Origin of the sequence: Hyalangium ruber (genome assembly GCF_034259325.1) — a bacterium.
GTDB classification, from domain to species: Bacteria; Myxococcota; Myxococcia; order Myxococcales; family Myxococcaceae; genus Hyalangium_A; species Hyalangium_A rubrum.
Window position 1 is genome coordinate 49,505 of sequence record NZ_JAXIVS010000007.1, and the last position, 21,189, is coordinate 70,693.

General features: G+C 67.0%; 19 protein-coding genes and 6 tRNA genes. 2 read left to right on the forward strand and 23 right to left on the reverse strand.

The window, feature by feature from the left end; genetic code table 11:
• Positions 1-40 precede the first annotated feature (40 nt).
• From lon to SYV04_RS20795, 7 genes are all read right to left on the reverse strand, one after another.
• A complete protein-coding gene (gene lon, locus SYV04_RS20765) occupies positions 41-2,500 on the reverse strand; it encodes an endopeptidase La (RefSeq protein ID WP_321547596.1) in 2,460 nt (819 codons plus the stop codon).
• 199 nt (positions 2,501-2,699) lie between these two features.
• Positions 2,700-4,769 carry a prolyl oligopeptidase family serine peptidase gene (locus SYV04_RS20770; RefSeq protein ID WP_321547597.1) on the reverse strand — a complete coding sequence of 690 codons (2,070 nt, stop codon included), beginning with the start codon at positions 4,767-4,769 and terminating at the stop codon, positions 2,700-2,702.
• A gap of 361 nt (positions 4,770-5,130) precedes the next feature.
• On the reverse strand, positions 5,131-6,408 hold the full coding sequence (gene clpX, locus SYV04_RS20775; RefSeq protein ID WP_321547598.1) for an ATP-dependent Clp protease ATP-binding subunit ClpX: 1,278 nt from the start codon (positions 6,406-6,408) through the stop codon (positions 5,131-5,133).
• 204 nt (positions 6,409-6,612) lie between these two features.
• The gene (gene clpP, locus SYV04_RS20780) at positions 6,613-7,233 is read right to left on the reverse strand and encodes an ATP-dependent Clp endopeptidase proteolytic subunit ClpP (protein WP_321547599.1); all 621 of its coding nucleotides are present in this window, start codon (positions 7,231-7,233) and stop codon (positions 6,613-6,615) included.
• A gap of 30 nt (positions 7,234-7,263) precedes the next feature.
• The gene (tig, locus tag SYV04_RS20785) at positions 7,264-8,538 is read right to left on the reverse strand and encodes a trigger factor (RefSeq protein WP_321547600.1); all 1,275 of its coding nucleotides are present in this window, start codon (positions 8,536-8,538) and stop codon (positions 7,264-7,266) included.
• Between the two features lie 102 nt (positions 8,539-8,640).
• Positions 8,641-8,722, reverse strand: a tRNA-Leu gene (locus SYV04_RS20790).
• A 129-nt stretch (positions 8,723-8,851) separates the two neighbouring features.
• Positions 8,852-8,924 (reverse strand) — tRNA-Lys (locus tag SYV04_RS20795).
• Between the two features lie 339 nt (positions 8,925-9,263).
• Between SYV04_RS20795 and bet the strand changes: the two genes are divergently transcribed.
• Positions 9,264-10,337, forward strand: coding sequence for a phage recombination protein Bet (bet, locus tag SYV04_RS20800; protein WP_321547601.1), 1,074 nt, complete (start codon positions 9,264-9,266; stop codon positions 10,335-10,337).
• A 52-nt stretch (positions 10,338-10,389) separates the two neighbouring features.
• Here the strand turns inward: bet and SYV04_RS20805 are convergent.
• From SYV04_RS20805 to SYV04_RS20865, 13 genes are all read right to left on the reverse strand, one after another.
• Positions 10,390-10,463 (reverse strand) — tRNA-Arg (locus SYV04_RS20805).
• Between the two features lie 18 nt (positions 10,464-10,481).
• Positions 10,482-10,555, reverse strand: a tRNA-His gene (locus SYV04_RS20810).
• Positions 10,556-10,646: 91 nt separating this feature from the next.
• Positions 10,647-10,720: transfer RNA gene (locus tag SYV04_RS20815), tRNA-Arg, on the reverse strand.
• 22 nt (positions 10,721-10,742) lie between these two features.
• A tRNA-Pro gene (locus SYV04_RS20820) sits at positions 10,743-10,816 on the reverse strand.
• Positions 10,817-10,877: 61 nt separating this feature from the next.
• Entirely contained in the window at positions 10,878-11,474 is a 597-nt protein-coding gene (locus SYV04_RS20825) for an XTP/dITP diphosphatase (protein ID WP_321547602.1), read from the reverse strand.
• Positions 11,471-12,184, reverse strand: a complete 714-nt coding sequence (rph, locus tag SYV04_RS20830; protein WP_321547603.1) for a ribonuclease PH — start codon at positions 12,182-12,184, stop codon at positions 11,471-11,473. The genes SYV04_RS20825 and rph overlap by 4 nt, the downstream gene beginning before the upstream one ends.
• Positions 12,185-12,239: 55 nt before the next feature.
• Positions 12,240-13,070 (reverse strand): N-acetylmuramoyl-L-alanine amidase family protein, encoded by an 831-nt coding sequence (locus SYV04_RS20835; RefSeq protein ID WP_321547604.1) that lies wholly within the window; start codon positions 13,068-13,070, stop codon positions 12,240-12,242.
• Between the two features lie 56 nt (positions 13,071-13,126).
• Complete coding sequence (selD, locus tag SYV04_RS20840) at positions 13,127-14,185, reverse strand: selenide, water dikinase SelD (protein ID WP_321547605.1); 1,059 nt, start codon at positions 14,183-14,185, stop codon at positions 13,127-13,129.
• 3 nt (positions 14,186-14,188) lie between these two features.
• Complete coding sequence (locus tag SYV04_RS20845) at positions 14,189-15,133, reverse strand: FHA domain-containing protein (RefSeq protein WP_321547606.1); 945 nt, start codon at positions 15,131-15,133, stop codon at positions 14,189-14,191.
• Positions 15,134-15,170: 37 nt separating this feature from the next.
• On the reverse strand, positions 15,171-15,896 hold the full coding sequence (locus SYV04_RS20850; protein ID WP_321547607.1) for a tetratricopeptide repeat protein: 726 nt from the start codon (positions 15,894-15,896) through the stop codon (positions 15,171-15,173).
• 47 nt (positions 15,897-15,943) lie between these two features.
• Positions 15,944-16,666 (reverse strand): hypothetical protein, encoded by a 723-nt coding sequence (locus SYV04_RS20855; protein ID WP_321547608.1) that lies wholly within the window; start codon positions 16,664-16,666, stop codon positions 15,944-15,946.
• Complete coding sequence (locus SYV04_RS20860; protein WP_321547609.1) at positions 16,663-17,439, reverse strand: outer membrane protein assembly factor BamD; 777 nt, start codon at positions 17,437-17,439, stop codon at positions 16,663-16,665. The genes SYV04_RS20855 and SYV04_RS20860 overlap by 4 nt, the downstream gene beginning before the upstream one ends.
• Positions 17,440-17,455: 16 nt before the next feature.
• On the reverse strand, positions 17,456-17,962 hold the full coding sequence (locus tag SYV04_RS20865) for a regulatory protein RecX (protein ID WP_321547610.1): 507 nt from the start codon (positions 17,960-17,962) through the stop codon (positions 17,456-17,458).
• Between the two features lie 34 nt (positions 17,963-17,996).
• Here SYV04_RS20865 and SYV04_RS20870 point away from each other — a divergent pair, with 34 nt between their 5' ends.
• Positions 17,997-18,734 carry a hypothetical protein gene (locus tag SYV04_RS20870; protein ID WP_321547611.1) on the forward strand — a complete coding sequence of 246 codons (738 nt, stop codon included), beginning with the start codon at positions 17,997-17,999 and terminating at the stop codon, positions 18,732-18,734.
• 75 nt (positions 18,735-18,809) lie between these two features.
• On the opposite strand, the gene SYV04_RS20875 is transcribed toward SYV04_RS20870, so the two are convergent.
• The 3 genes from SYV04_RS20875 to rplM form a co-directional block, all read right to left on the reverse strand.
• Complete coding sequence (locus SYV04_RS20875; RefSeq protein WP_321547612.1) at positions 18,810-20,168, reverse strand: type IV pilus twitching motility protein PilT; 1,359 nt, start codon at positions 20,166-20,168, stop codon at positions 18,810-18,812.
• Between the two features lie 125 nt (positions 20,169-20,293).
• A complete protein-coding gene (gene rpsI / locus SYV04_RS20880; protein WP_321547613.1) occupies positions 20,294-20,695 on the reverse strand; it encodes a 30S ribosomal protein S9 in 402 nt (133 codons plus the stop codon).
• Positions 20,696-20,734: 39 nt separating this feature from the next.
• A complete protein-coding gene (rplM, locus tag SYV04_RS20885; protein ID WP_321547614.1) occupies positions 20,735-21,181 on the reverse strand; it encodes a 50S ribosomal protein L13 in 447 nt (148 codons plus the stop codon).
• Positions 21,182-21,189 lie beyond the last annotated feature (8 nt).

The following is a 21,189-nucleotide window of genomic DNA, read 5'->3' on the forward strand; positions in this document are numbered from 1 at the left end:
GAGAGAGCGGGGTCGAAATCCTGCGAGAAGGCGCCTTCCGCTAGGCGGGAGCCCCGGCGGGAGCCGGCTGGACGTCCGGGCCCGTGGTGGGCGACTTCAGGCCATCGCCCACGGGCTTGCCGCGGCCGAACTCCTCCGGCTTCTCCAGCATCAGCGCCACGCGCAGCACATCGTCCACGAACTCCACGGGGATGATGCGCAGCTGCGAGCGGATCTTCTTCGGGATGTCCTTCAGGTCCTTCTTGTTCGCCTTCGGGATGAGGACGGTCTTGATGCCGGCGCGGTGCGCGGCCAGCGTCTTCTCCTTCAGACCGCCGATGGGCAGCACCCGGCCGCGCAGGGTGATCTCACCCGTCATCGCCACGTCCTTGCGCACCGGGACCTTGGTGAGCGCGGAGACGAGCGCGGTGCAGATGGTGACACCGGCGGACGGACCGTCCTTCGGGATGGCGCCCTCGGGCAGGTGGACGTGGATGTCGTAGTTCTCGAACACCTTGCGGTCGATGCCGAACTTCTCGGCGCGCGAGCGCACGTAGGACATGGCGGCCTGAGCCGACTCCTGCATCACCTCGCCCAGCTTGCCGGTGATGATGAGCTTGCCCTTGCCCGGCATGACCGTGGCCTCGGTGGTGAGGATCTCACCGCCCATCTCCGTCCAGGCCAGACCGGTGACGATGCCCACCTGGTCCTCGCGCTCGGCCACGCCGTAGCGGAAGCGCGGCGTGCCCAGGAACTTCATGGCCTGCTTGCGGTCCACCGCGATGTCGCGCTTGCCGTTCTTGAGGATGTCGCGGGCGATCTTCCGGAACACGCCGCCGATCTCACGCTCCAGCGAGCGCACGCCGGACTCACGCGTGTAGCGGTGGATGATGGTCCGCAGCGCGTCGTTGGTGAAGTCCACCTTCACCTCGGTGAGCCCGTTGGCCTCCTGCTCCTTCGGGATGAGGTAGCGCCGCGCGATGCTCAGCTTCTCCGGCTCGGTGTAGCCGGCGATGCGGATGACCTCCATGCGGTCCTGCAGCGGACCGGGGATGTTGTGCATCGTGTTCGCGGTGCAGATGAACATCACCTTGGACAGGTCGTAGTCGAGGTCCAGGTAGTGGTCATTGAAGTTGTGGTTCTGCTCGGGGTCCAGCACCTCCAGCAGCGCCGCGCTCGGGTCGCCTCGGAAGTCGGTGGACATCTTGTCGATCTCGTCCAGCAGGAAGACGGGGTTGTTGCTGCCCGCCTTCTTGAGGCTCTGGATGAGCTTGCCCGGCATCGCGCCGATGTACGTGCGCCGGTGGCCGCGGATCTCGGCCTCGTCACGCACGCCGCCCAGGGACAGGCGCACGAACTTGCGACCGGTGGCCCGGGCAATCGAGCGCGCCAGCGACGTCTTGCCGACGCCCGGAGGCCCCACGAAGCACAGCACGGGGCCCTTGAGCTTCTTCACCAGCTGCTGCACGGCCAGGTACTCGAGGATGCGCTCCTTGGGCTTCTTGAGCCCGTAGTGGTCCTCGTTGAGCACCCGCTCGGCCTCGGTGACGTCCAGGCGATCCTGGGTCTCCTCGTACCAGGGCAGCGTGATGATCCAGTCGATGTAGTTGCGAACGACGGTGGCCTCGGCGCTCATCGGGCTCATCATCCGGAGCTTCTTCAGCTCCTTCTTGACCTTGAGCGTGGCCTCCTTGCTCATCCGCTTGTTCTTGAGCTTCTCCTCGATCTCCTGGATCTCGTTCTTGAACTCGTCCCGCTCACCCAGCTCCTTCTGAATGGCCTGCATCTGCTCATTCAGGTAGTACTCCTTCTGGGTCTTCTCCATCTGCTTCTTGACGCGGGTGCGGATCTTCTTCTCCACCTGGAGGATCTCGATCTCGCCCTGCATCAGCTCGTAGAGCTTCTCCAGCCGCTTGGCCGGGCTCTCCGTCTCGAGCAGCGCCTGCTTGTCGTTCAGCTTCAGCGACAGGTGGGCGACGATGGTGTCCGCGAGCCGCGCCGGGTCATCGATGCTCGCCACCTGCATGAGCATCTCGGGTGGAATCCGCTTGTTGAGCTTGACGAAGGCCTCGAACACGGAGTGGACGCTGCGAACCAGCGCCTCCAGCTCGACGGTCTTCTCGCTCTGCTCCTCGACTTCCTCCACCTCGACCATGAAGAAGGCGTCGTTGGGCTGGAACTTCTTCACCTTGGCGCGGCGCACGCCCTCCACCAGCACCTTCACGGTGCCATCCGGCAGCGGCAGCAGCTGGATGACATGGCCGATGGTGCCGAAGTGGAAGATGTCGTCCGGGCTCGGGTCGTTCGTCTTGGCCTTCTTCTGCGCGGCCAGGAGAATCACTGCCTTGTCGTCGGGGCCCTTATGGGCCATCGCATCCTTGAGGGCCGCGATGGACTTCTCCCGGCCGACGAACAGCGGCACCACCATGTGCGGGAACACGATGATGTCCCGAAGGGGCAGGAGCGGGACCGTCAAGCCGCGCTTCTTCTCATCCTTCTTGTCGTCACGTCCGAAGAACATTTGCTCGCCACCTGCCTGCTTGCCGACCGAGGTCGCAAGCCCCTAGGAAGTTACTCGCATGCATGCCAGGCAGGCATGCGAGGTGAAATACCGTTCTATAACACGGCCATTTCAGCCGCCGTTCCCCGGAGTAAAAGTGGGGACCCTCGACCTGCCATCAAGGGAACACCCGTTCTTCGCCGGGTGTCCGCCTGCTCCTTCAGCGGGCTTCCGCCGTCGCTCCACCGGCGGGTCCCGTCATTCCGAACGTCTGGAAGAGAAAAGCGAACATGTCCGCGCTGGACTCGATGGCCTTGGCCACCTGGTCGGCGCCGGTATGGCCCGCGTTGGCCTCGATGCGCAGCAGCGCCTGCCCCGAGGGGCCCTGCGCGTTCTGCACCGCCGCCACGAACTTGCGCGCGTGCAGGGGGTCCACCCGGTCATCGTGGTCCGCGGACATCATCAACATGGGAGGGTAGCGCACCCCGGCCTTGACCGCGTGGTAGGGCGAGTAGGCGTGCAGGAAGCGGAAGTCCTCGGGCTTGTCGGCGGTGCCGTACTCGAGGATCCACGTCCGCCCGCTGCCGAACTGGTGGTAGCGCACCATGTCCAGCAGGGGCACCGAGCACACCACGGCGCCGTAGAGCTCCGGCCGCTGCGTCATCGCCGCGCCCACCAGCAGGCCCCCGTTGCTGCCGCCGTGGATGGCCAGCCTGCTCGCCTGGGTGTACTTCTCGCGCACTAGGTACTCGGCCGCGGCGTGGAAGTCGTCGAAGACGTTCTGCTTGCGGTGGAGGCGCCCGGCCTCGTGCCACGCCTTGCCGTACTCGCCGCCGCCGCGCAGGTTGGCCACCGCGTAGATGCCGCCGGCGTCCAGCCAGGGCAGAATGCTGGCGCGGAACGCCGGCTGCATGCTCACGTTGAAGCCGCCGTAGCCGTACAGCAGCGTGGGCCGCTCCCCGTCCCGCTTGAGCCCCTTGAGGTGTACCAGGAACAGGGGCACCTTCGTGCCGTCCTTGGACGGGTAGAAGACCTGGCTCACCGTGTAGCGCTCGGTGTCCGCGGGCAGCTCCACCTTCGCCCACAGCTCGGACTTCCCGCCGGAGACGGACGTCTTGTAGACCTGCCGGGGGGTGGTGAAGGAGCTGAAGAGGAAGAAGGCCTCGTCCTGGTCCTCCTGGCCCACGAGGTTGCTGGCGGCGCCCACGCCGGGCAGTTGCACGGTGCGCACCGTCTTGCCCTCCAGAGTGGCCACGCGCAGCTCGCTGGCCGCGTCGCGCATGTACTCCAGCGACAGGTGGCCACCGACGAGGGTCATGTTCTCCAGCGCCGCCACGGGGTCCTCGGGGACGATCTCCTTCCAGGCCGCGCGCTCGGGCTTGGAGGGCGAGAGGCGGAAGATGCGCTGACGGGGCGCGCCCTCATCGGTGAGGACGTAGAACTGATCCTTCCAGGCGACCACTTGGTACTTGGCGCCATCGCCCTTGGCGAGCAGGCGGAAGTCCTTCTCCCCCACCCGCTTCCAGTAGACGTCGTTCTCACTCCAGCCGCGCACCACGTAGGCGAAGAGGTACTTCCCGTCCCGGCTGAGGTCCGAGAAGAGGAAGGTGGTGGGGTCTCCCAGGCGCGGGTGGACCACCGTGTCCTTCTTCGGGTCGGTGCCCAGCGTGTGGAAGCGCACCTCGGTGTAGCCCGGCCGCTGGTCCACGGGGATGGAGGGGTCCACCGGCAGCCACTCGTAATAGAAGGCCTTGTTGTCGGGCGTCCACTTGGGGGTGGCGTACTTGCCACCTTCGATGACGTCCACCTGGGACCAGGTGCCGGTGTCCACGTCCAGAACGTGCAGCACGGCCTCGTCCGCCGCGTTGGGCCTCTGGGCGAAGGCCACCTTGCGGCCATCCCAGGAGGGCACCCAGACGCCGAGCGACACCGTGCCGTCCTTGCTCCAGGTGTTCGGGTCGAGCAGCACCTTCTCGGCGCCGTGTTCACCCTCGCGCCAGTAGACGATGGCCTTCTCCTTGTCCTTGTGCGTGCGGGCGTAGAAGAAGCGGTTGCCGTAGCGCACCGGCGCGGAGATGGAGTCCACGTAGAACAGCTCGCGGAAGCGCCTGGCGAGCGTGTCTCGGCCGGGAGCCTTCGCAAGCCAGTCGCGCGTGAAGGCATCCTGGGCCTTCATCCACGCCTGCACCTCCGGGGCCTTCTCATCCTCGAGCCAGCGGTACGGATCGGCCACCGCGACACCGTGCAGGGTGTCCACGATGGGCTCCGAGCGCGTCGCCGGATACGCCATGCGCTGTGCTCCTTCTTGTACAGACGAAGCCGCCCTGGGAGGCGACGTGGGAGATGCCGCGGAAGGGAGCTCTTCACGCGTGGCCTCCTTCGGGCCAGTGCAGGCGGAGAGCATCAGCATCGCGGAGAGCAGGAGTCTCTTCATCGACGATTCCAGATACAGGAAGGGCCACGCCCGTCCCACAAAAAGTGCGGGCGGGCCACCGTGCCCCACCCCTCGCTCGGTGGCACAGGAGGCATACACCCTCCCCCGCCCCGCTCCCAGCGGGAGACGGTAGAAGCGCGCGAGGCGCGCCGGAGCCGCTCTCGCGGTCCTGACGCGCCCCGTCATGCGTGGCCTGCCCGGAGGGAAGGCCGGTCCGCTAGGCGGACTCCTTCTTGGGCTCCGACTCCTTGTCGTGAGCGTAGAGCACCACCGGCTCGCTCTTCTTGAGGATGACCTCCTCGGAGATGAGCACCTCGCGGGCCGTCTTGCGCGAGGGCAGCTCGTACATCACCTCGAGCATGGCGCCTTCCAGGATGGAGCGCAGGCCGCGAGCACCCGCCTTGCGGCGGATGGCCTCGGAGGCAATCGCCTTGAGCGCCCCGTCGGTGAACTTCAACGTCACGCCGTCCAGCTCGAAGAGCTTGCGATACTGCTTGGTGAGCGCGTTCTTCGGCTGGCTGAGGATGTTCACCAGCGCGGGCTCGTCCAGTTCCTCCAGCGCGGTGATGATCGGCAGACGGCCGATGAACTCCGGAATCATGCCGAACTTGAGGATGTCCTCGGGCTCCACGTGCTTGAGCAGCTCGGTGAGGTTGCGCTGCTTCTTCGACTGGATGTCGGCGCCGAAGCCCAGGCTGCGCCCGCCCAGGCGCCGCTCGATGATCTGATCCAGCCCGCCGAAGGCGCCGCCGCAGATGAAGAGGATGTTGGTGGTGTCGACCTGCAGGAACTCCTGCTGCGGGTGCTTGCGGCCACCCTTCGGAGGCACGTTGGCGATGGTGCCCTCGATGATCTTCAGCAGCGCCTGCTGCACGCCCTCGCCCGACACGTCGCGGGTGATGGAGGGGTTCTCCGACTTGCGGGCGATCTTGTCGATCTCGTCGATGTAGACGATGCCGCGCTGGGCCCGCTCGATGTCATGGTCGGCGGCCTGGAGCAGGTTGACGATGATGTTCTCCACGTCCTCGCCCACGTAGCCGGCCTCGGTCAGGCACGTGGCGTCGGCGATGGTGAACGGGACGTTGAGGATGCGCGCCAACGTCTGCGCCAGCAGCGTCTTGCCGCTACCGGTGGGGCCCAGCAGAAGGATGTTGCTCTTCTGCAGCTCCACATCGTCCATCTGCACCTTGGACTCGATGCGCTTGTAGTGGTTGTGCACCGCCACCGAGAGCACCTTCTTGGCCCGATCCTGGCCCACGACGTACTCGTCGAGGATGGCCTTGATCTCATTGGGCCGAGGAATCCGCAGCTTGGTGTCCTTGGTCTCCTCGCGGTCGATCTCCTCCGCGATGATGTCGTTGCACAGCCCGATGCACTCGTCGCAGATGTAGACCGTCGGTCCCGCGATGAGCTTCTTCACCTCCTTCTGCGACTTGCCGCAGAAGGAGCAGCAGAGGGTCTGGTTGTCTCGCTTCTCCACGTTCTTGCCCGCCATGATGCCCTCGCTGCGCTCCTCGGAAAGAAACCGCCCGGAAAACCCGCGCCCGTCCCAATCTAGTCAGCCCCGATCCGGAACGTCCATTCACCTGCGGGGTAGTTAACAGCAGAAATTCTCCACCGCAGGAAGCACAAGGCCGGAGGCGCGGGGAATCATTCCCACGGCTCCGGCCGTCTGCCTCACTACGGGGCGCGCACGCGCCTACTTCTTCTCGTCCTTACCCACCGCCGTCGGCTTCCGGGGGTTCTGGATCTCGTCCAGGATTCCGTACGCCTTCGCCTCGGTGGCGCCCATGAAGTAGTCGCGGTCGGTGTCCTTTTCGACTCGCTCGAGCGGCTGGCCGGTGTGCTTGACGATGAGATCGTTCAGCTTGGCCCGCATGCGCAGGATTTCCTTCGCCTGGATCTCGATGTCGGTGGCCTGGCCACGCGCGCCGCCCAGCGGCTGGTGAATCATGATGCGAGCGCTCGGCAGGGCGTAGCGCTTGCCCTTCGCCCCGGCCAGCAGGAGCACCGCGCCCATGGAGGCCGCCTGGCCCACGCAGATGGTGGAAACCGGGCACTTCACGTACTGCATCGTGTCGTAGATGGCCAAACCCGCGGTGACCGAGCCACCGGGCGAGTTGATGTAGAGGTTGATGTCCTTGTCCGGGTCCTCGGACTCCAGGAAGAGGAGCTGGGCGACGATGGCGTTGGACACGTCATCGTCGATCTCCGTGCCGAGCATGACGATGCGGTCCTTCAGGAGCCTGCTGTAGATGTCGTACGAGCGCTCACCCCGGTGGGTCTGCTCGATGACGTAGGGAATGGGCATGAAGGGCATGTCGTCCTCGGAAAATCGCGTCAGAAGGGCCTAGGAATACTTCGCCTGAGCCTTCAGGAATTCAATCGTCTTTTCTTCCCTCAGTCGGAGGGACAACCCCAGGCGATCATCGGGGCGCTGGAAGTACTTCCGAACGTTGGCTACTGGCTGCCCGGCCTCGTTCGCCAGTTCTTCGATCTTCTTCTCGATGTCCTCCTCGCCCGCCTGGATGCCCTCCTTCTGGGCGATGGCCTCGAAGAGCAGCGTGCCCTTCACCTCCTGGACGGCGCGCTCGCGCATCTCCTCGCGCAGGCGCATGAAGTCCAGGCCGAGGTTGCGCACGTCCAGGCCCGAGCGGGCCATCTGCCGCATCGCGCCCTCGAGCATGGAGTCGATGGCGCGCTCCACCATCGCCCGGGGGACCTCGAAGGGGTTGCGCTCGACGAGGCCCTTGATGAGGGCGTCGCGCTCCTCGACCACGGCCTGGTTCTTCTTGGAGCGCTCCAGGTCCTCCTTCACCTTGGTGCGCAGCTCCTCGAGGCTCGCCGCGCCAATCTCCTTGGCGAAGTCGTCATTGAGCTCCGGCACCACCTTGGTCTTGATGCCCTTGAGGTTCAGCTTGAAGCGCGCCGTCTTGCCCTTCACCTCTTCGACCCGGTAGTCGGCCGGGAAGACGTAGTCGATCTCCTTGCTGTCGCCGACCTTCACGCCCTCGAGGGCGGCGATGTTGGAGTCCACCAGCTCACCGGGGGCAATCTCCACCACCACGTCCTCGGCCTTGCTGCCGGGGAAGGGCTTGCCGTCCACGTTGGCCTCGTAGTCCACGCTGGCGAAGTCGCCGGCGCGCGCCACGTCCCGGTCCGCCACGGGCTCCATGCGGCTCTGGTTCTGGCGCATCTTCTCGAGCTGCTCGGTGACCTGAGCGTCATCGACGGCCGTCTCGTTCTTCTTGAGCGCCAGCTCCTTGTAGTCCTTGGGCTCCAGCTTGGGCTTCACTTCCACCCGCGCCTCGAAGCTGAAGGGAGCGCCCGCCTTGAGGCCGGAGTTGGTGACCTGGGGCTGGCTGACGGCCTCCACGTTGTGCTCGCGGATGGCCTCCATGTAGGCAGTCTGCACCACGCGCTGGATGACGTCGTCTTCCACCTGCTCGCGGAAGCGCTGCTCGAGGATGCGCCGGGGCACCTTGCCCTGGCGGAAGCCGGGCAGCTTCACCTGCCGGCCCACCGCCGCGTAGGCGCGCGTCAGCTCGTCGGCCACGCGCGTGCTGTCGACCTCGATGGAGAGCTTCTTCTCGACCGGAGACAGCTCCTCGACCTGGACCTTCATGAACGCCTCGCTCGCCGGGCGGGGCAGTCCCGCGCCAGCGCCGGAAAAAGAGTGAGTGGGGGTGCGCCTTTAGGGGATACGCACGATGGGGTCAACGCGAAATGGGCGAGGAGGGACTCGAACCCTCACACCTTGCGGTACCAGATCCTAAGTCTGGCGCGTCTACCAGTTTCGCCACCCGCCCAGCGTCGCTGCGCGTCCTTCTACTCCGAAACGATCCGGGTGTTCAGCCCCGGACTGGAGGACCCGCGTGCGGTTCCCCGAAAAGACGTCGGGGCCCCTTCATTTCTGAAGGAGCCCCGACTTTACGACTTGAGAGCGGAGGGAATCGAACCCACAACCTATGGATTAAGAGTCCATTGCTCTGCCAATTGAGCTACGCTCCCGACCTGGCGCTCGATGCGGCCTGACGGGCCCGACGTCGAGTGGCGGCGGTGTCTACAGAAGCCGGCCCGCGCTGTCAAAACGTTTTTTATCCCCCAGCCCTATTCCGCTGAGACGAGGCCGGCCGCCCGCTGTCCGATCGGGCCTGGATCCGTCCCTGCTGGGGAGAAGGCCCGGATCACATCCTGTGTTGAACCACGCTGCGGCCTCTGATCGTTCCCGGGCTCTTTTTCCCGGGCGGTGGAGGGAAGCACTCACAGCGTGGTCGTACCGCAGCACGCCAGGTGTCGGCGGACGGTGGTCGTTCGCCTTTACGCAGTGTGTAGCTCAGGAGAAGCAACGTGACGGACGGACACAACAAGGACACGGCGGCTCAGTCGGCGTGGAGCCGGGAGCGCGTGGACCTCATCAAGCGGACCATCTGCCCCAAGGGCATTGGAGAGGACGAGTTCGCCCTCTTCATCGAGCAGTGCAAGCGCTCGGGGCTGGATCCGCTGCTGAAGGAGGCCTTCTGCGTGGGCCGGAGGCAGAACACCGGCAGCCGGGAGCGGCCCAACTGGACGACGCGCTACGAGTTCCAGCCCTCGGAGGCGGGGATGCTGGCGCGTGCCGAGCGCTTCCCGGACTTCAAGGGCATCCAGGCGAGCGCGGTGTATGCCGAGGACGAGATCATCGTGGACCAGGGCAAGGGCGAGGTGGTGCATCGCTTCAACCCGGCCAAGCGCAAGGGCGCGCTGGTAGGCGCCTGGGCGCGGGTGGTGCGCGAGGGCAAGCTGCCGGTGGTGGTGTGGCTGGACTTCTCGGGGTACGTCCAGCAGACGCCGCTGTGGGCCAAGATTCCCACGACGATGATCGAGAAGTGCGCCCGCGTGGCGGCATTGCGCAAGGCGTACCCGGAGGCCTTCGGCGGCCTGTACGTCCGCGAGGAGATGCCCGCCGAGGAGTACGAGCCTTCGTCGGTGGCGGAGGAGCCTGCTCCCTCCACGGGCAGCGGCACGTACGAGGTGCTCGGCGCCCGGGTGGGGCCGGTGAAGGCGTCCTTCCCTCCCCTGCCCACCGTGGCGAAGGAGGAGAAGGCGGCCAACGGCAACGGCCAGCTCACCATGGACGTGCAGCCGGCGGCCCCGGCGCCCACGCCCCGGGAGGAGCCGGCCGCCCCCGCCGAGCCGGCGGCGCGTCCGCGCAGCGCGTCCACGGTGGTGGCCTTCGGCCCCAACAAGGGCAAGACGGCCTCGGAGCTCAGCGATGAGGAGCTGAGCGAGACCATCGAGCTGGCCCAGGAGAAGCTGATGGAGCAGCCCAAGGCGAAGTGGGCCAAGGCGATGCGCGAGAACCTGGCGGCGCTGGAGGCGGAGACGGAGCTGCGCTGCCGTGTCCCCACGGCGCCGAAGAAGGAAGCGTCCGTCGAGGCGTAAGGGCCTGGAAACACGAACGCCGTGCCGGGGAAGCCCTGGCACGGCGTTTTTTTGCGCCCAGAGGGACTTGAACCCCCAACCCTCGGCTTCGAAGGCCGATGCTCTATCCAGTTGAGCTATAGGCGCTTACGGGAGCTAAAGGAGGGCGGCCAACCGGGATCGAACCGGTAACCTCTGGAGTCACAGTCCAGCGCTCTAACCAGTTGAGCTATGGCCGCCGTTACTGCACGGTGCTGCGAAAAACGGCGGCTTCCCTATCGTGGAAGCCGGAGCCATTCAAGGCCCAAATGATCCTAAGCCGGACAGCTGCGCCCCAGGCAGGGCTCGAACCTGCGACCCCCGGCTTAGAAGGCCGGTGCTCTATCCAGCTGAGCTACTGGAGCCTGTATGTCCGGTGCTACTCAGTCGGGGCGAGAGGATTCGAACCTCCGACCCCCTGCGCCCAAGGCAGGTGCGCTACCAGGCTGCGCTACGCCCCGATGAGACGGACATTCTTGTGACATCGCGGACGGACGCGCAAGGTGAACTTGGCTGACGGTGTCATCCACCTGCCTGGAGGCTCAACAGCGCGGCCCGCATCTTCCGGAAGGCCTCCCCCCGGTGGGAAATCCCTGATTTCTCCTCCGAGGTGAGCTCCGCCATCGTCTTGCCCAAGGCCGGAATGAAGAAGACCGGGTCGTAGCCGAAGCCATGCGCCCCCCGGGGGCCGGTGAGGATACGCCCCTCGCACCGCCCCACCTCGATGCGGACGCCCCCATTCGGAAGGGCCAGGCACAGGGCGCACCGAAACGAGGCCGTGCGCCGCTCCTCCGGCAGCCCCGAGAGCTCCCCGAGCAGCTTCTCGTAGCGCGCGCGGTCGTCGCCTTCCGCGTAGCGCGCCGAGTGAACCCCGGGCCGTCCCCCCAGTGCGTCCACGCACAGCCCCGAGTCGTCCGCCAGGGCGGGCAGTCCGGTGGCCTGGGCATAGGCGCGGGCCTTCTTCTCCGCGTTGGCCTCGAAGGTCTCCCCGTCCTCCACCGGCTCGGGCACGGGGGGCAGGTCCTTGAGGGACACCACCTCCACCGCGTCGCCCACCAGTTGGCGAAGCTCCTTCAGCTTGCCCGCGTTGGTGGTGGCGAAGAGGAGGCGAGGCGTCATCCCAGCACCTTCGCCTGGGCCTCGGTGAGCTTCTGGATGGCCGCCAGGCCCCCGTCGAGCATCGAGTCCAGCATCTTGCGGTCGAAGAGCTTGTGCTCGGCCGTGCCCTGCACCTCGACGATGCGCCCATCCCCGGTGGCTACCAGGTTCAGGTCCACGTCGGCGCTCGAGTCCTCCTCGTAATCGAGGTCCACCCGCACCTCACCGCCCACCACTCCCACGGAGACCGCGGCCAGCGGGGTGAGCTTCGGCATCTTCGACATGACGCCCCGGCTGTTCAGGTTGCGCATCGCCAGCACCAGCGCCACGTAGGCCCCGGTGATGGAGGCGGTGCGCGTGCCTCCGTCCGCCTGGATGACGTCGCAGTCGAGCGTGAAGGTGCGCGGCCCCATCGCCGCCAGGTCCACCGCCGCGCGCATGGAGCGGCCAATGAGGCGCTGGATCTCCATGGTCCGGCCGCTCTGCTTGCCCTTGGCCGCCTCGCGCGGCGAGCGGGTGTGCGTGGAGCGCGGCAGCATCCCGTACTCGGCCGTCACCCAGCCGGTGCCCTTGCCCATCAGGTGCGGCGGTACCCGCTCCTCCACCGAGCAGGTGACGAGCACGCGCGTGTGGCCGAACTCCACCTGCGCGGAGCCCTCGGCATGACGGGAGACTCCCGGGGTGAGGGTGACGGGACGAAGATCCAGCACACCACGTTGGAAGGACCGCACGGGAGCTCCTCGGGCTAGAGAGAGCCGCTGTCTAGCAGAGGCGCCCGGGCCCCGTTCAAGGAGAAGCGGGGGCTGCTACCGCGGGGGCCTCCTCGGCCTGTTCAGGCGCCGCCACGGCGGGGGCCGAGTCGCGCTTGCGCTGCTCCCCCAGGAAGCCCTTCACCCCCTCGGTGATGGCGGTGGCGAGCTTCTCCTGGTACTCGCCGTTGCCCAACCGAGTGCCCTCTGTCGGGTGGGAGATATAACCCACCTCGATGAGGACGGCCGGAGCGCCCACGCCCACCAGGACGAAGAAGGGCGCCTGGTGGACGCCCCGGTCCGAGGCTCCCGTGGCCGGAATGAGCTGCTGGTGGATGGCATAGGCCAGGCGCGAGGAGCCCTCGTGGGCCTCCATGCGCACCAGGTCGTTGAGGATGAGGTTCAGCGTGGAGTCGTCCTGGACGGCCTGGGCCTGGGGCGCCTCCGCGTTCTCGCGGGCCGCCACGGCGCGCGCGGCCTCACCCGAGGCGGACGCGGACAGGAAGTACGTCTCGATGCCCTCGATGCGCTCTCGCAGCTTCCGCGTGGGCATGGAGTTGGCGTGGATGGAGAGGAACAGGTCCGGCCGCTTGCGGTTGGCGAACTCCACGCGCGTGGGCAGGGGCAGCGTGCCGTCCTTCTCGCGGGTGAGGAACACCTGCGCCCCCACCTCCTTCTCCAGCTTCGTGCGCAGCCGCTTGGCGATCTGCAGCACGACTTCCTTCTCCTGCAGCGTCCCGGGTCCCTTGGCTCCCTCCTGGGAGCCACCGTGTCCAGGATCGATGACGATGCGCAGGCCGCGCTCAGCGGCGCGAGCGGACGGAGCCAGGAGCAGCAGCACGAGAGGGACGAGGGTGCGAAGCGTCATGCCGCCCCCGATGCTATCGGAGGCCGGGCCCAGGGGTGAATCCCCGGACTCCTACCTCAACCCACCACGTCGATTCCGGGACGGCCTCGCTGCACCTCGCCGATGAGGGCGACATCCACCCCTGCCTTCTCCAGGGCGAGGAGGGCCTTGCGGATGTCGCGCGCGGGCACGGAGGCCAGGAGCCCTCCGTTGGTCTGCGCGTCCGCGAGCACCCACTGAATCTCCTCGGGAAGTCCCTCGGGGAACCGTACGTGCTTGTGGACGTGGGCGAGGTTGGCCTTGGTCCCCCCGGGCACCACGCCCTGCGAGGCCAGCGCCGGCACTTCCTGGATGATGGGGATGCGCTCCAGCGACAGCACGCCCCGGGTCTTGGAGCCCTTCATCATCTCCAGCAGGTGCCCCAGCAAGCCGAAGCCCGTCACGTCCGTGAGCGCGTTCACCTTGAACTTCCCCGAGGCGAACGTCTCTCCCGCGGCGCGGTTGAGCGCGGACATCACCCCCACCACGCGCTTCATCAGCGCCTTGGAGGCCACGCCCCGTTTGATGGCCGTGGTGGCGATGCCCGAACCCAGCGGCTTGGTGAGCAGCAGCACATCACCCGGCTTCGCGCCCGAGTTGGTGAGCACCTTCTTGGGGTGAACCACGCCGGTGACGGCCATGCCGTACTTCGGCTCGGGGTCCTGCACGCTGTGGCCGCCCAGAATGGGGATGCCCGCCTCGTCCGCCTTGGACTGCCCGCCGGCGAGGATCTTCGAGAGCATCTTCAGCGGCAGTTCCTTGGGGAAGCCCACCAGGTTGAGCGCGAACAGCGGCCGCGCTCCCATCGCGTAGATGTCCGACAGCGCGTTGGCCGCGGCGATGGCGCCGAACTGGAACGGGTCGTCCACCACCGGCGGGAAGAAGTCGACCGTCTCCACCACCGCCAGCCCGGGCGTGAGGCGATACACGGCCGCGTCGTCGTTGGTGGAGAAACCCACCAACGCCTGAGGTGCCTTCGCGGTCTTCAAGCGGCGCAGGACCTGCGCCAGATCGGCGGGCCGGATTTTAGCCGCTCAGCCCGCACAGTGACTGAGCTCCGTCAACCGCTTGGGCTTGGGCTGCAGGGTGTCGGCCATGGTCTATCCCGCCTGGATGTACTCGCGCTTGACGAGCTGCATGACCGCCTCGGCCGTCAGAACGTCGTCCTGGTCCGAGTGGTCCAGCACGCCCTGGAGCGAGCCGTAGTTGTGGATGAGTTGCAGGATGTCGAGCAGCTCCGGCGTCAGCTCCTTGAGCGGCGCCGTCATCGGCTGCGCCAGCCGCATCGGCTGGGCCAGGTCCGGCAGGTTCGGCTGGATGCGCTTGAACTCGTCCAGCTGCCGAAGCGCGTCCATCAGCAGCGCCTCGGTGGACGAGTCCAGCTCCACCATGAACTCCTGGTTGTCGGCCGGGCGCAGCTCGAAGTCGCCCACTTCCCAGGTGATGATGCGGTTGAAGCTCTTCTGCGGCCCCAGGTTGTGGTTCTCGTCGATGACCGCGTAGTACACGCGGCCCTGGCGCAGGTAGATCTTCCCCTCCTGGGAGCTGCTGATGACCAGCACGCCGTTCTTCTTCGACGTGTGGAACAGCTGCAGCAAGTCAGGCAGCGGAATCTCCTCGATCTTCCCCGTCATGGACGAAGTCTTGGTGGAGCGCGCCGCCTGAGCCGCGGCCGCCTCCTCCAGCTTCTGCTTCGCCATGCTCTCGTCCACGTTGGCCGAGTCGGCGCCCTGGTGGATGAGCTTGAGGATCGAAGTGCCGATGAGGATGCGGTCACCCTCCTTCAGCCGCGCCTGCTTCACCTTCTCGCCATTGACGAAGGTGCCGTTGGTCGACCCGAGATCCTCGATGGTGATGGAGCCCTGGCTGACGAGGATCTTCGCGTGCTTGCGCGAGACCATGTCCTCCACGAGCACCATGTCCAGCTCGCTCGAGCGGCCAATGACGATCTGCTTGTCCGACTTCAGGGGGAACTCGCCCCCCTGATACTTGCCGGAGATGAACTTGAGGGCGAAGGCCTTCGCCGTCCCACTCGGAGTGCTCACGGTACCGAGACCTCGATGAAGAGGGTGTCCATGGAAATCAGCCCGCCTGTTCAGCCTTCCCCGCCGGTTCCTTCACCAGATTCAGGTACATCTGTGCGCTCTTGTTGCCAGGGCTGCGCACCAGCACGTCCTCCCACACCTTCACCGCCTCCACGCGCTGCCCCGCCGAGTAAAGCGCGATTCCATAATGCACGCGACCCGGCATGAACGCAGGGTTCTGCTCAATGGCCTGCTCGAACTGCTTGAGCGCCTCGTCATGCCGTCCCGCGTCCCGCAAGGCATCGCCCAGCTTGATGCGGATGTCCACGAACTGTGGACACAACACCAGCGCCCGCTGGTACTCCTCGATGGCCTGCCCCCAGGCGCCATTGGAGGCGAACACGTCGCCGATGTCGGCGTACATGTTGGCGATCTTCCCCTTGACGTAGGGGTCCATGTCCCCCGGGGTGTTCTTCTGCCGGGCGAGGGCGGCCTGGTAGACCTCCTTCGCCTCGGCGTACTTCCCCATGTCGTTGTAGATGACGGCCAGGTTCAGCGCCGCCTCCGTATACGCGGGGTTGATCTGTAGCGCGGACTCGAAGGACCGCTGGGCCCGGGCGAACTGGCCCTGATCATGGTAGATGATGCCGAGCATGTTGTAGACGTCGGCGAACGACTGGTTCTGCTCGACGAACTGCGACAGGTGCTGCTCGGCCTGCGCGTACTGCTTCTTGTCGAAGTACCCCCGCCCGAGGGTCAGCAGTTGCTTGAGCGGCTCGTCCATGTCCCAACCTTGCCAGGCCCGGCACTCCCGGCCACCGGATCGGTAGCCTACATGAGCGCGGGAGAAAACAAGAATTCCTCACCACTTCGTATGAGGATCAGCCGCCGCTCGCCACGTTGATCCACCGGTCGGGATGGCAAGGTCCCCTCCAGACGCCAGAGTTCGGTGACCACCGCCTCGTCCCGCTCCAGCCTCAGGCGCCACCCACTCACCCCGTAGCGCCGCTCCTTCAGCGCCAGCAGTTGCTCCAATTCCGGGCCTCCCACCTCCACCGCCCCCCCTCCGTCCTCCCGGGCCGGAGCCGCCAGGAGTGCCAGGGCCTCCCGGTCTCCCGCCTCCAGCGCCCGCCGCCGTCGCTCCAGCGCCAGCACCGCCGCCGCCAGCCGGGGCGCCTCCAACCCCTCGGGCACCCAGTCCCCGTCCTTGAGGACGAAGGGCACCCGCTCCACCCCCAACGAGCTGACCTCGATGGCGCCCAGGGTGCCGGTGAAGTCCAGGGTGGCCAGCGCCTCGGCGCGCTCGCCTCCGGGCTCTACCCGAACGGTGATGCGGGCGAATCGGTGCTCCCGGGCCGTGAGCGGTGTGGGGATTCCTGGGAGAGAGAGTGAGAGCCCCTCGCGCTCCGTGGCCTTGAGGGCGGAGATGATCTCCACCTCGGGCCCGGCGGCCCTCCCGAGCAAACGGGGGCCCAGCACCGCCAACGCCGTGGCGACCGCGAGCGCGGCGATGAGCACGCCGCCCAGCCGGCTCCAGTCCTCCGTGGTCCTCACGAGCCGAGCATGCGCTGGGCCCGCTCCGCGGCGGGCGTGTTCGGCAGCCGCTGGATGACCTTGCGCAGCGTCTCCTGGGCGCGCTCGGGCTGCTTGAGCTTCAGGTAGGTGTCATACAAATCGAAGAGCGCCTGCTCCTCGTACTTCGTGCCCGGGTAGCGCGTCAGCATGCCCTCGAGGCGCTGGGCCACCGCCGGCCAGCGCTCGCGCTTCTTGTAGAAGGCCGCCACGTACAGTTCGTGCTCCGCCAGGCGCCGCTTCGCGTCGTCCGCCTGCGTCTTCGCCTCGTCCGCGTACTCCGACTTGGGGTACTGGCGCAGGAAGTCATTCATCGCCCGGAGCGCCGACTGCACCTCCGTCTGGTCCTTCTCCTCCGAGGGCGGCAGCAGGATGAAGTCCGAGGGCATCTCCTGCACGTGGGTGAGCGCGGCCCGGTAGGCGGCGTAGTCCACCTTGGGGTGCGTGGGGTGCAGCTTCACGAAGGAGAGGTACTTCTCGCGTGCCTCGGGGAAGCGGTCCTGCGCGAAGTCCACGTCCCCCAGCCGCAGCTCCGCCTCCTTGGAGGCCTCCAGGTACGGGTACTTCGTCTTCACGTGCTCGAAGTACTGCTCGGCCCGGAAGTAATCCTTGTCATCCAGGGCCTCATCCCCCAGCCGGAGGTTCGCATCGGCCTGGGCGGCGTAGTCGGGCTCGCCTGCCTTCCCCTCGGAGAGGGAGGCACAACCCGTGGTCAAACACACGAAGACGGACAGGCACAGGACGGCAAGACGCATGGTCACGGGGCGCAAGCTAATCGTCCCGCTCCGAGGGGTCCAGCGATGGTTCGCCCAGCAGCCGATGGATGACGTCCTCGGAGAAGCCCCGGCTGTGGAGGAGCCGTCCAGCCCTCGCGCGCTCCTTGGGAGCCAGCTCGCGCCCCCAGAGCCGACGCTGCTCGAGCACCTTGCGCGCGGCCTCCAGCGGCTCGAACGCCACCGCGCCGCTGGCCGTCGCGAGCGCCGCGCGGGCCTCCTCGCCTTTCAGGCCGTGGGCCTCCAGCTTCTGGAGCACTCCTTCCGGGCCGAGCCTCCCCCGGCGCAGCAACGAGGCCGCTCGGTCCCGCGCGAAGCTCGCGTCGTCGATGTAGCCGTAGCCCTGGAGCTTCTCCAGCACCTGCGCCTGCACCTCGGCGGAGAAGCCCTTGCGCTTCAGGGCGAGCGTCAGCTCGTGCCGACTCCGGGCGCGCATGGCCAACAGCCGCAGGCACATGTCCGTCGCCTGCTTCACGGCCTCCGGTCCCTCCGCCTCCGTCGTCATCGCTTGTCCTCTAGCATGTGGTAACAGGCGCGGCATGCACCCACTCATCGCCCGCTACCTCGACCCCGAAGCCGCCCGGGAGACGCTCCGCAAGGAGAAGGCCGGCGAGCCCCTCAGCCCCGAGGAGCAGCTCTTCGCGGCCACCGCCGCCGGGCACCCCCAGCAGCGCGCCGAGCTGCTCGGCGTCTCGGGACGGAAGCTCTCCTCGGACATCCAGGCCTCGCTCGTGCTGCTGGCCGCGCACGCCGCCGCGCGCTCCATCGCCCAGGAGCCCCGCCTCGCCGCCGCCACCGCCAAGGCCCAGGAGGCGCTCACCTCCGAGGGCGCCAGCGCGGAGGAGACCGAGTCGTTCATCGCCTCCATGCTCCTGGAGGAGGCCTTCGGCTACGAGGACGAGGTGGACGACTTCGACGCCGACTATGTGGAGGAGGCGCTCGGAGAGGTGCCCGCGCTGGCCGCCCTCACCCGCGAGAGCGTGGACGCCCTGCTCATGAAGTTCGCCCAGCAGGGAACCTCCGAGACAGAGCGCACCGAGCGCTCGCGCATGGCCAAGGCCCTCTTCGATGTGGCCTGGTCCGAGGGGCCCGCGCCGATTACGCCCGAGCACATGGAGACCCTGCTGGAGGCGGAGGTGTCGGACCAGCCGGAGGAGACCCAGGAGGCACGGCTGCGCGCCATCGTGGAGCTGCTGCAGGCGCTCTCCCGGGAGGGCCTCATCGGGCCCCTGCGCCTGTCCCGCCTGCGCGCCCAGCTCGGCGACGAGGACGCCTGAGCGGGCACTGCGGTGGGATAGAGAAACAAGCGGCCCTCTCCCAGCAAGAGAGAGGGCCTGCCCTTCGCGCCTTCGTTAGAAGCGCTCGATGCTGAAGTCGTCGTCCCCACCGCCCGTGGCTGCCGCAGGAGGAGGAGGAGGACGCGCCGCGCCACCAGCGGGAGGACGTCCCGCGGCCTGCTGCGGAGGCGGAGGAGGACGGGAACCCGGCGGAGGCGGAGGTGTCGCCGCTCCCGGACGCGCCCCGGCCTGCGGCGGCGGGGCTCCACCCGGCGCGCCCTTCTGCGCGAACGCCTGCGTGCCCGGCACGGGCTTGGCCTCGCCCGCCTTGCCGTCGAAGTTGTCCCACTTCGAGTCCGCCGTGCCGCTGATGCCCGAGAAGCGCAGCGCGAAGTCGTCGGGGTTCGTCGCCTGGCGGTGCGCCTCCTCGTAGGAAACCAGCCCGTTGCGCACCAGCCCCATCAGCGACTGGTCGAAGGTCTGCATTCCGTACGAGTCGAAGCCCTGGGCGATCGCGTCGTGGATCTCCTTGGTGCGGTCCTTGTCCTCGATCATCTCGCGCACGCGCGCGGTGACGCGGAGGATTTCCACCGCCGCCACGCGGCCCTTGCCGTCCGCGCGAGGAATGAGGCGCTGGCTCACCACCGCCTTGAGCACCGAGGCCAGCTGCAAGCGCACCTGCTTCTGCTGGTGCGGAGGGAACGCCGACACGATGCGGTTGATCGTCTCCGTCGCGTCCAGCGTGTGCAGCGTCGACATCACCAGGTGGCCCGTCTCCGCCGCGTGGAGCGCCGTCTCGATCGTCTCGTAGTCGCGCATTTCGCCCACGAGGATGACGTCCGGGTCCTGCCGCAGCGCGCTCTTGAGGGCCTGCGAGAACGACATCGTGTCCACGCCCACTTCGCGCTGGTTGATGATCGAGCGCTTGTCGCGGATGAGGAACTCGATCGGGTCCTCCACCGTCATGATGTGGTTGGTCTCGTTGGCGTTGATGTGGTCGATCATCGCCGCCAGCGTCGTCGACTTGCCCGAGCCCGTCGTCCCCGTCACCAGCACCAGCCCGCGCTCCTCACCGCAGATCTTCTCGAGGATCTGGGGCAGCAGCAGGTCCTTGATCGTCATCACCTTGAAGGGAATGACGCGGAGCACCGAGCCGATGGTGCCGCGCTGCTGGAAGATGTTCACGCGGAAGCGGCCCAGGCCCGGAACTCCGTAGGCAAGGTCCACTTCGTTGCTCGCCTTGAACTTCTCCTTCTGGAACTCGTTCATGATCCCGAAGGCCATGCGGGCCACTTCCTCGGGCGGCAGACGCTTGCCGTCCTTGAGGGGCACGAGCGAGCCATCCACGCGGAACATTGGCGGGAGGCCGGCCTTGAGATGGATGTCCGAGGCGCCGCCTCGAAGCGCGATCTGAAGAATCTCGTTGAGTTCCATGGTCGGCGCAGATCCTAACACCGCATCTGGGGAAGGGCGAAGAGGTCCCCCTGGCCAAAAACACAACGGCGGAGGCTCCCGATTGGGAACCCCCGCCGTGGGTCGCTCCGAGAGGAGCAGGCAGGCTAGCGCTTGGAGAACTGGAAGCGACGACGCGCGCCCGGCTGGCCGTACTTCTTGCGCTCGACCGCGCGAGCATCGCGGGTGAGGAAGCCGGCCTTCTTGAGCACCGGACGGAACTCCGGGTTGAAGGCGCACAGCGCGCGGGCGATGCCGTGGCGGATGGCGCCCGCCTGGCCCGACAGACCGCCGCCCTTCACGTTGACGGTCAGGTCGATCTTGTCCTTCTGCTCGAGCATCTCCAGGGGCTGGAACAGCACCATCTTGGAGGTCTCGCGACCGAAGTAGTTGTTGATCTCGCGGCCGTTGATCGTCACGACGCCGCTGCCGGCCTTCAGCCACACGCGGGCGGTGGCCTCCTTGCGGCGGCCGGTGGCGTAGAAACCATTCTCAGGGTTGATAGGCATGGGGTTCTGCTCTCGTAATTCAAAAGGTGGGGGAGAAGGTTACGCCTCGACCTCGCGCGCGACAGGCTTCTGCGCGGCGTGCGGATGAGTGTCACCTGCGTAGACCTTGAGCTTGGTCATCATCTGCCGGCCCAGCGCGTTGCGCGGGAGCATGCGGCGCACGGCGTTGATGATGATGTCCTCGGGGTGCCGCTGACGCAGCTTCTGGAGATTGGTGATCTTCAGAGCGCCCGGGAAGCCCGCCCGCGGGTGGCGGTAGTAGAGCTTCGCCTGCTCCTTGGTCCCCGTCACCTTCACCTTCTCGGCGTTGATGACGATGACGTGATCCCCGGTGTCGATGGACGGGGTGTAGGTCGCCTTGTGCTTACCCTTCAGGAGGGTGGCGATCTGGCTGGCGGCACGGCCCAGCACCTTGTCCGAGACATCGATCACATGCCAATCGCGCTTGATGTCCCCTGCCTTCGCGCTGTAGGTCCTCTGCGACATTGTATGCA

Excerpts from the sequence above, each read along its gene's own strand:
- rpsI (WP_321547613.1), bottom strand. The coding sequence starts at position 20,695 with ATGCCTATCAACCCTGAGAATGGTTTCTACGCCACCGGCCGCCGCAAG.
- SYV04_RS20835 (WP_321547604.1), bottom strand. The coding sequence starts at position 13,070 with ATGACGCTTCGCACCCTCGTCCCTCTCGTGCTGCTGCTCCTGGCTCCG.
- SYV04_RS20860 (WP_321547609.1), bottom strand. The coding sequence starts at position 17,439 with ATGCGTCTTGCCGTCCTGTGCCTGTCCGTCTTCGTGTGTTTGACCACG.
- clpP (WP_321547599.1), bottom strand. The coding sequence starts at position 7,233 with ATGCCCTTCATGCCCATTCCCTACGTCATCGAGCAGACCCACCGGGGT.
- SYV04_RS20825 (WP_321547602.1), bottom strand. The coding sequence starts at position 11,474 with ATGACGCCTCGCCTCCTCTTCGCCACCACCAACGCGGGCAAGCTGAAG.
- SYV04_RS20870 (WP_321547611.1), top strand. The coding sequence starts at position 17,997 with ATGCACCCACTCATCGCCCGCTACCTCGACCCCGAAGCCGCCCGGGAG.
- lon (WP_321547596.1), bottom strand. The coding sequence starts at position 2,500 with ATGTTCTTCGGACGTGACGACAAGAAGGATGAGAAGAAGCGCGGCTTG.
- tig (WP_321547600.1), bottom strand. The coding sequence starts at position 8,538 with ATGAAGGTCCAGGTCGAGGAGCTGTCTCCGGTCGAGAAGAAGCTCTCC.
- rplM (WP_321547614.1), bottom strand. The coding sequence starts at position 21,181 with ATGTCGCAGAGGACCTACAGCGCGAAGGCAGGGGACATCAAGCGCGAT.
- SYV04_RS20850 (WP_321547607.1), bottom strand. The coding sequence starts at position 15,896 with ATGGACGAGCCGCTCAAGCAACTGCTGACCCTCGGGCGGGGGTACTTC.
- clpX (WP_321547598.1), bottom strand. The coding sequence starts at position 6,408 with ATGGCGGGCAAGAACGTGGAGAAGCGAGACAACCAGACCCTCTGCTGC.
- SYV04_RS20770 (WP_321547597.1), bottom strand. The coding sequence starts at position 4,769 with ATGGCGTATCCGGCGACGCGCTCGGAGCCCATCGTGGACACCCTGCAC.
- SYV04_RS20875 (WP_321547612.1), bottom strand. The coding sequence starts at position 20,168 with ATGGAACTCAACGAGATTCTTCAGATCGCGCTTCGAGGCGGCGCCTCG.
- SYV04_RS20865 (WP_321547610.1), bottom strand. The coding sequence starts at position 17,962 with ATGACGACGGAGGCGGAGGGACCGGAGGCCGTGAAGCAGGCGACGGAC.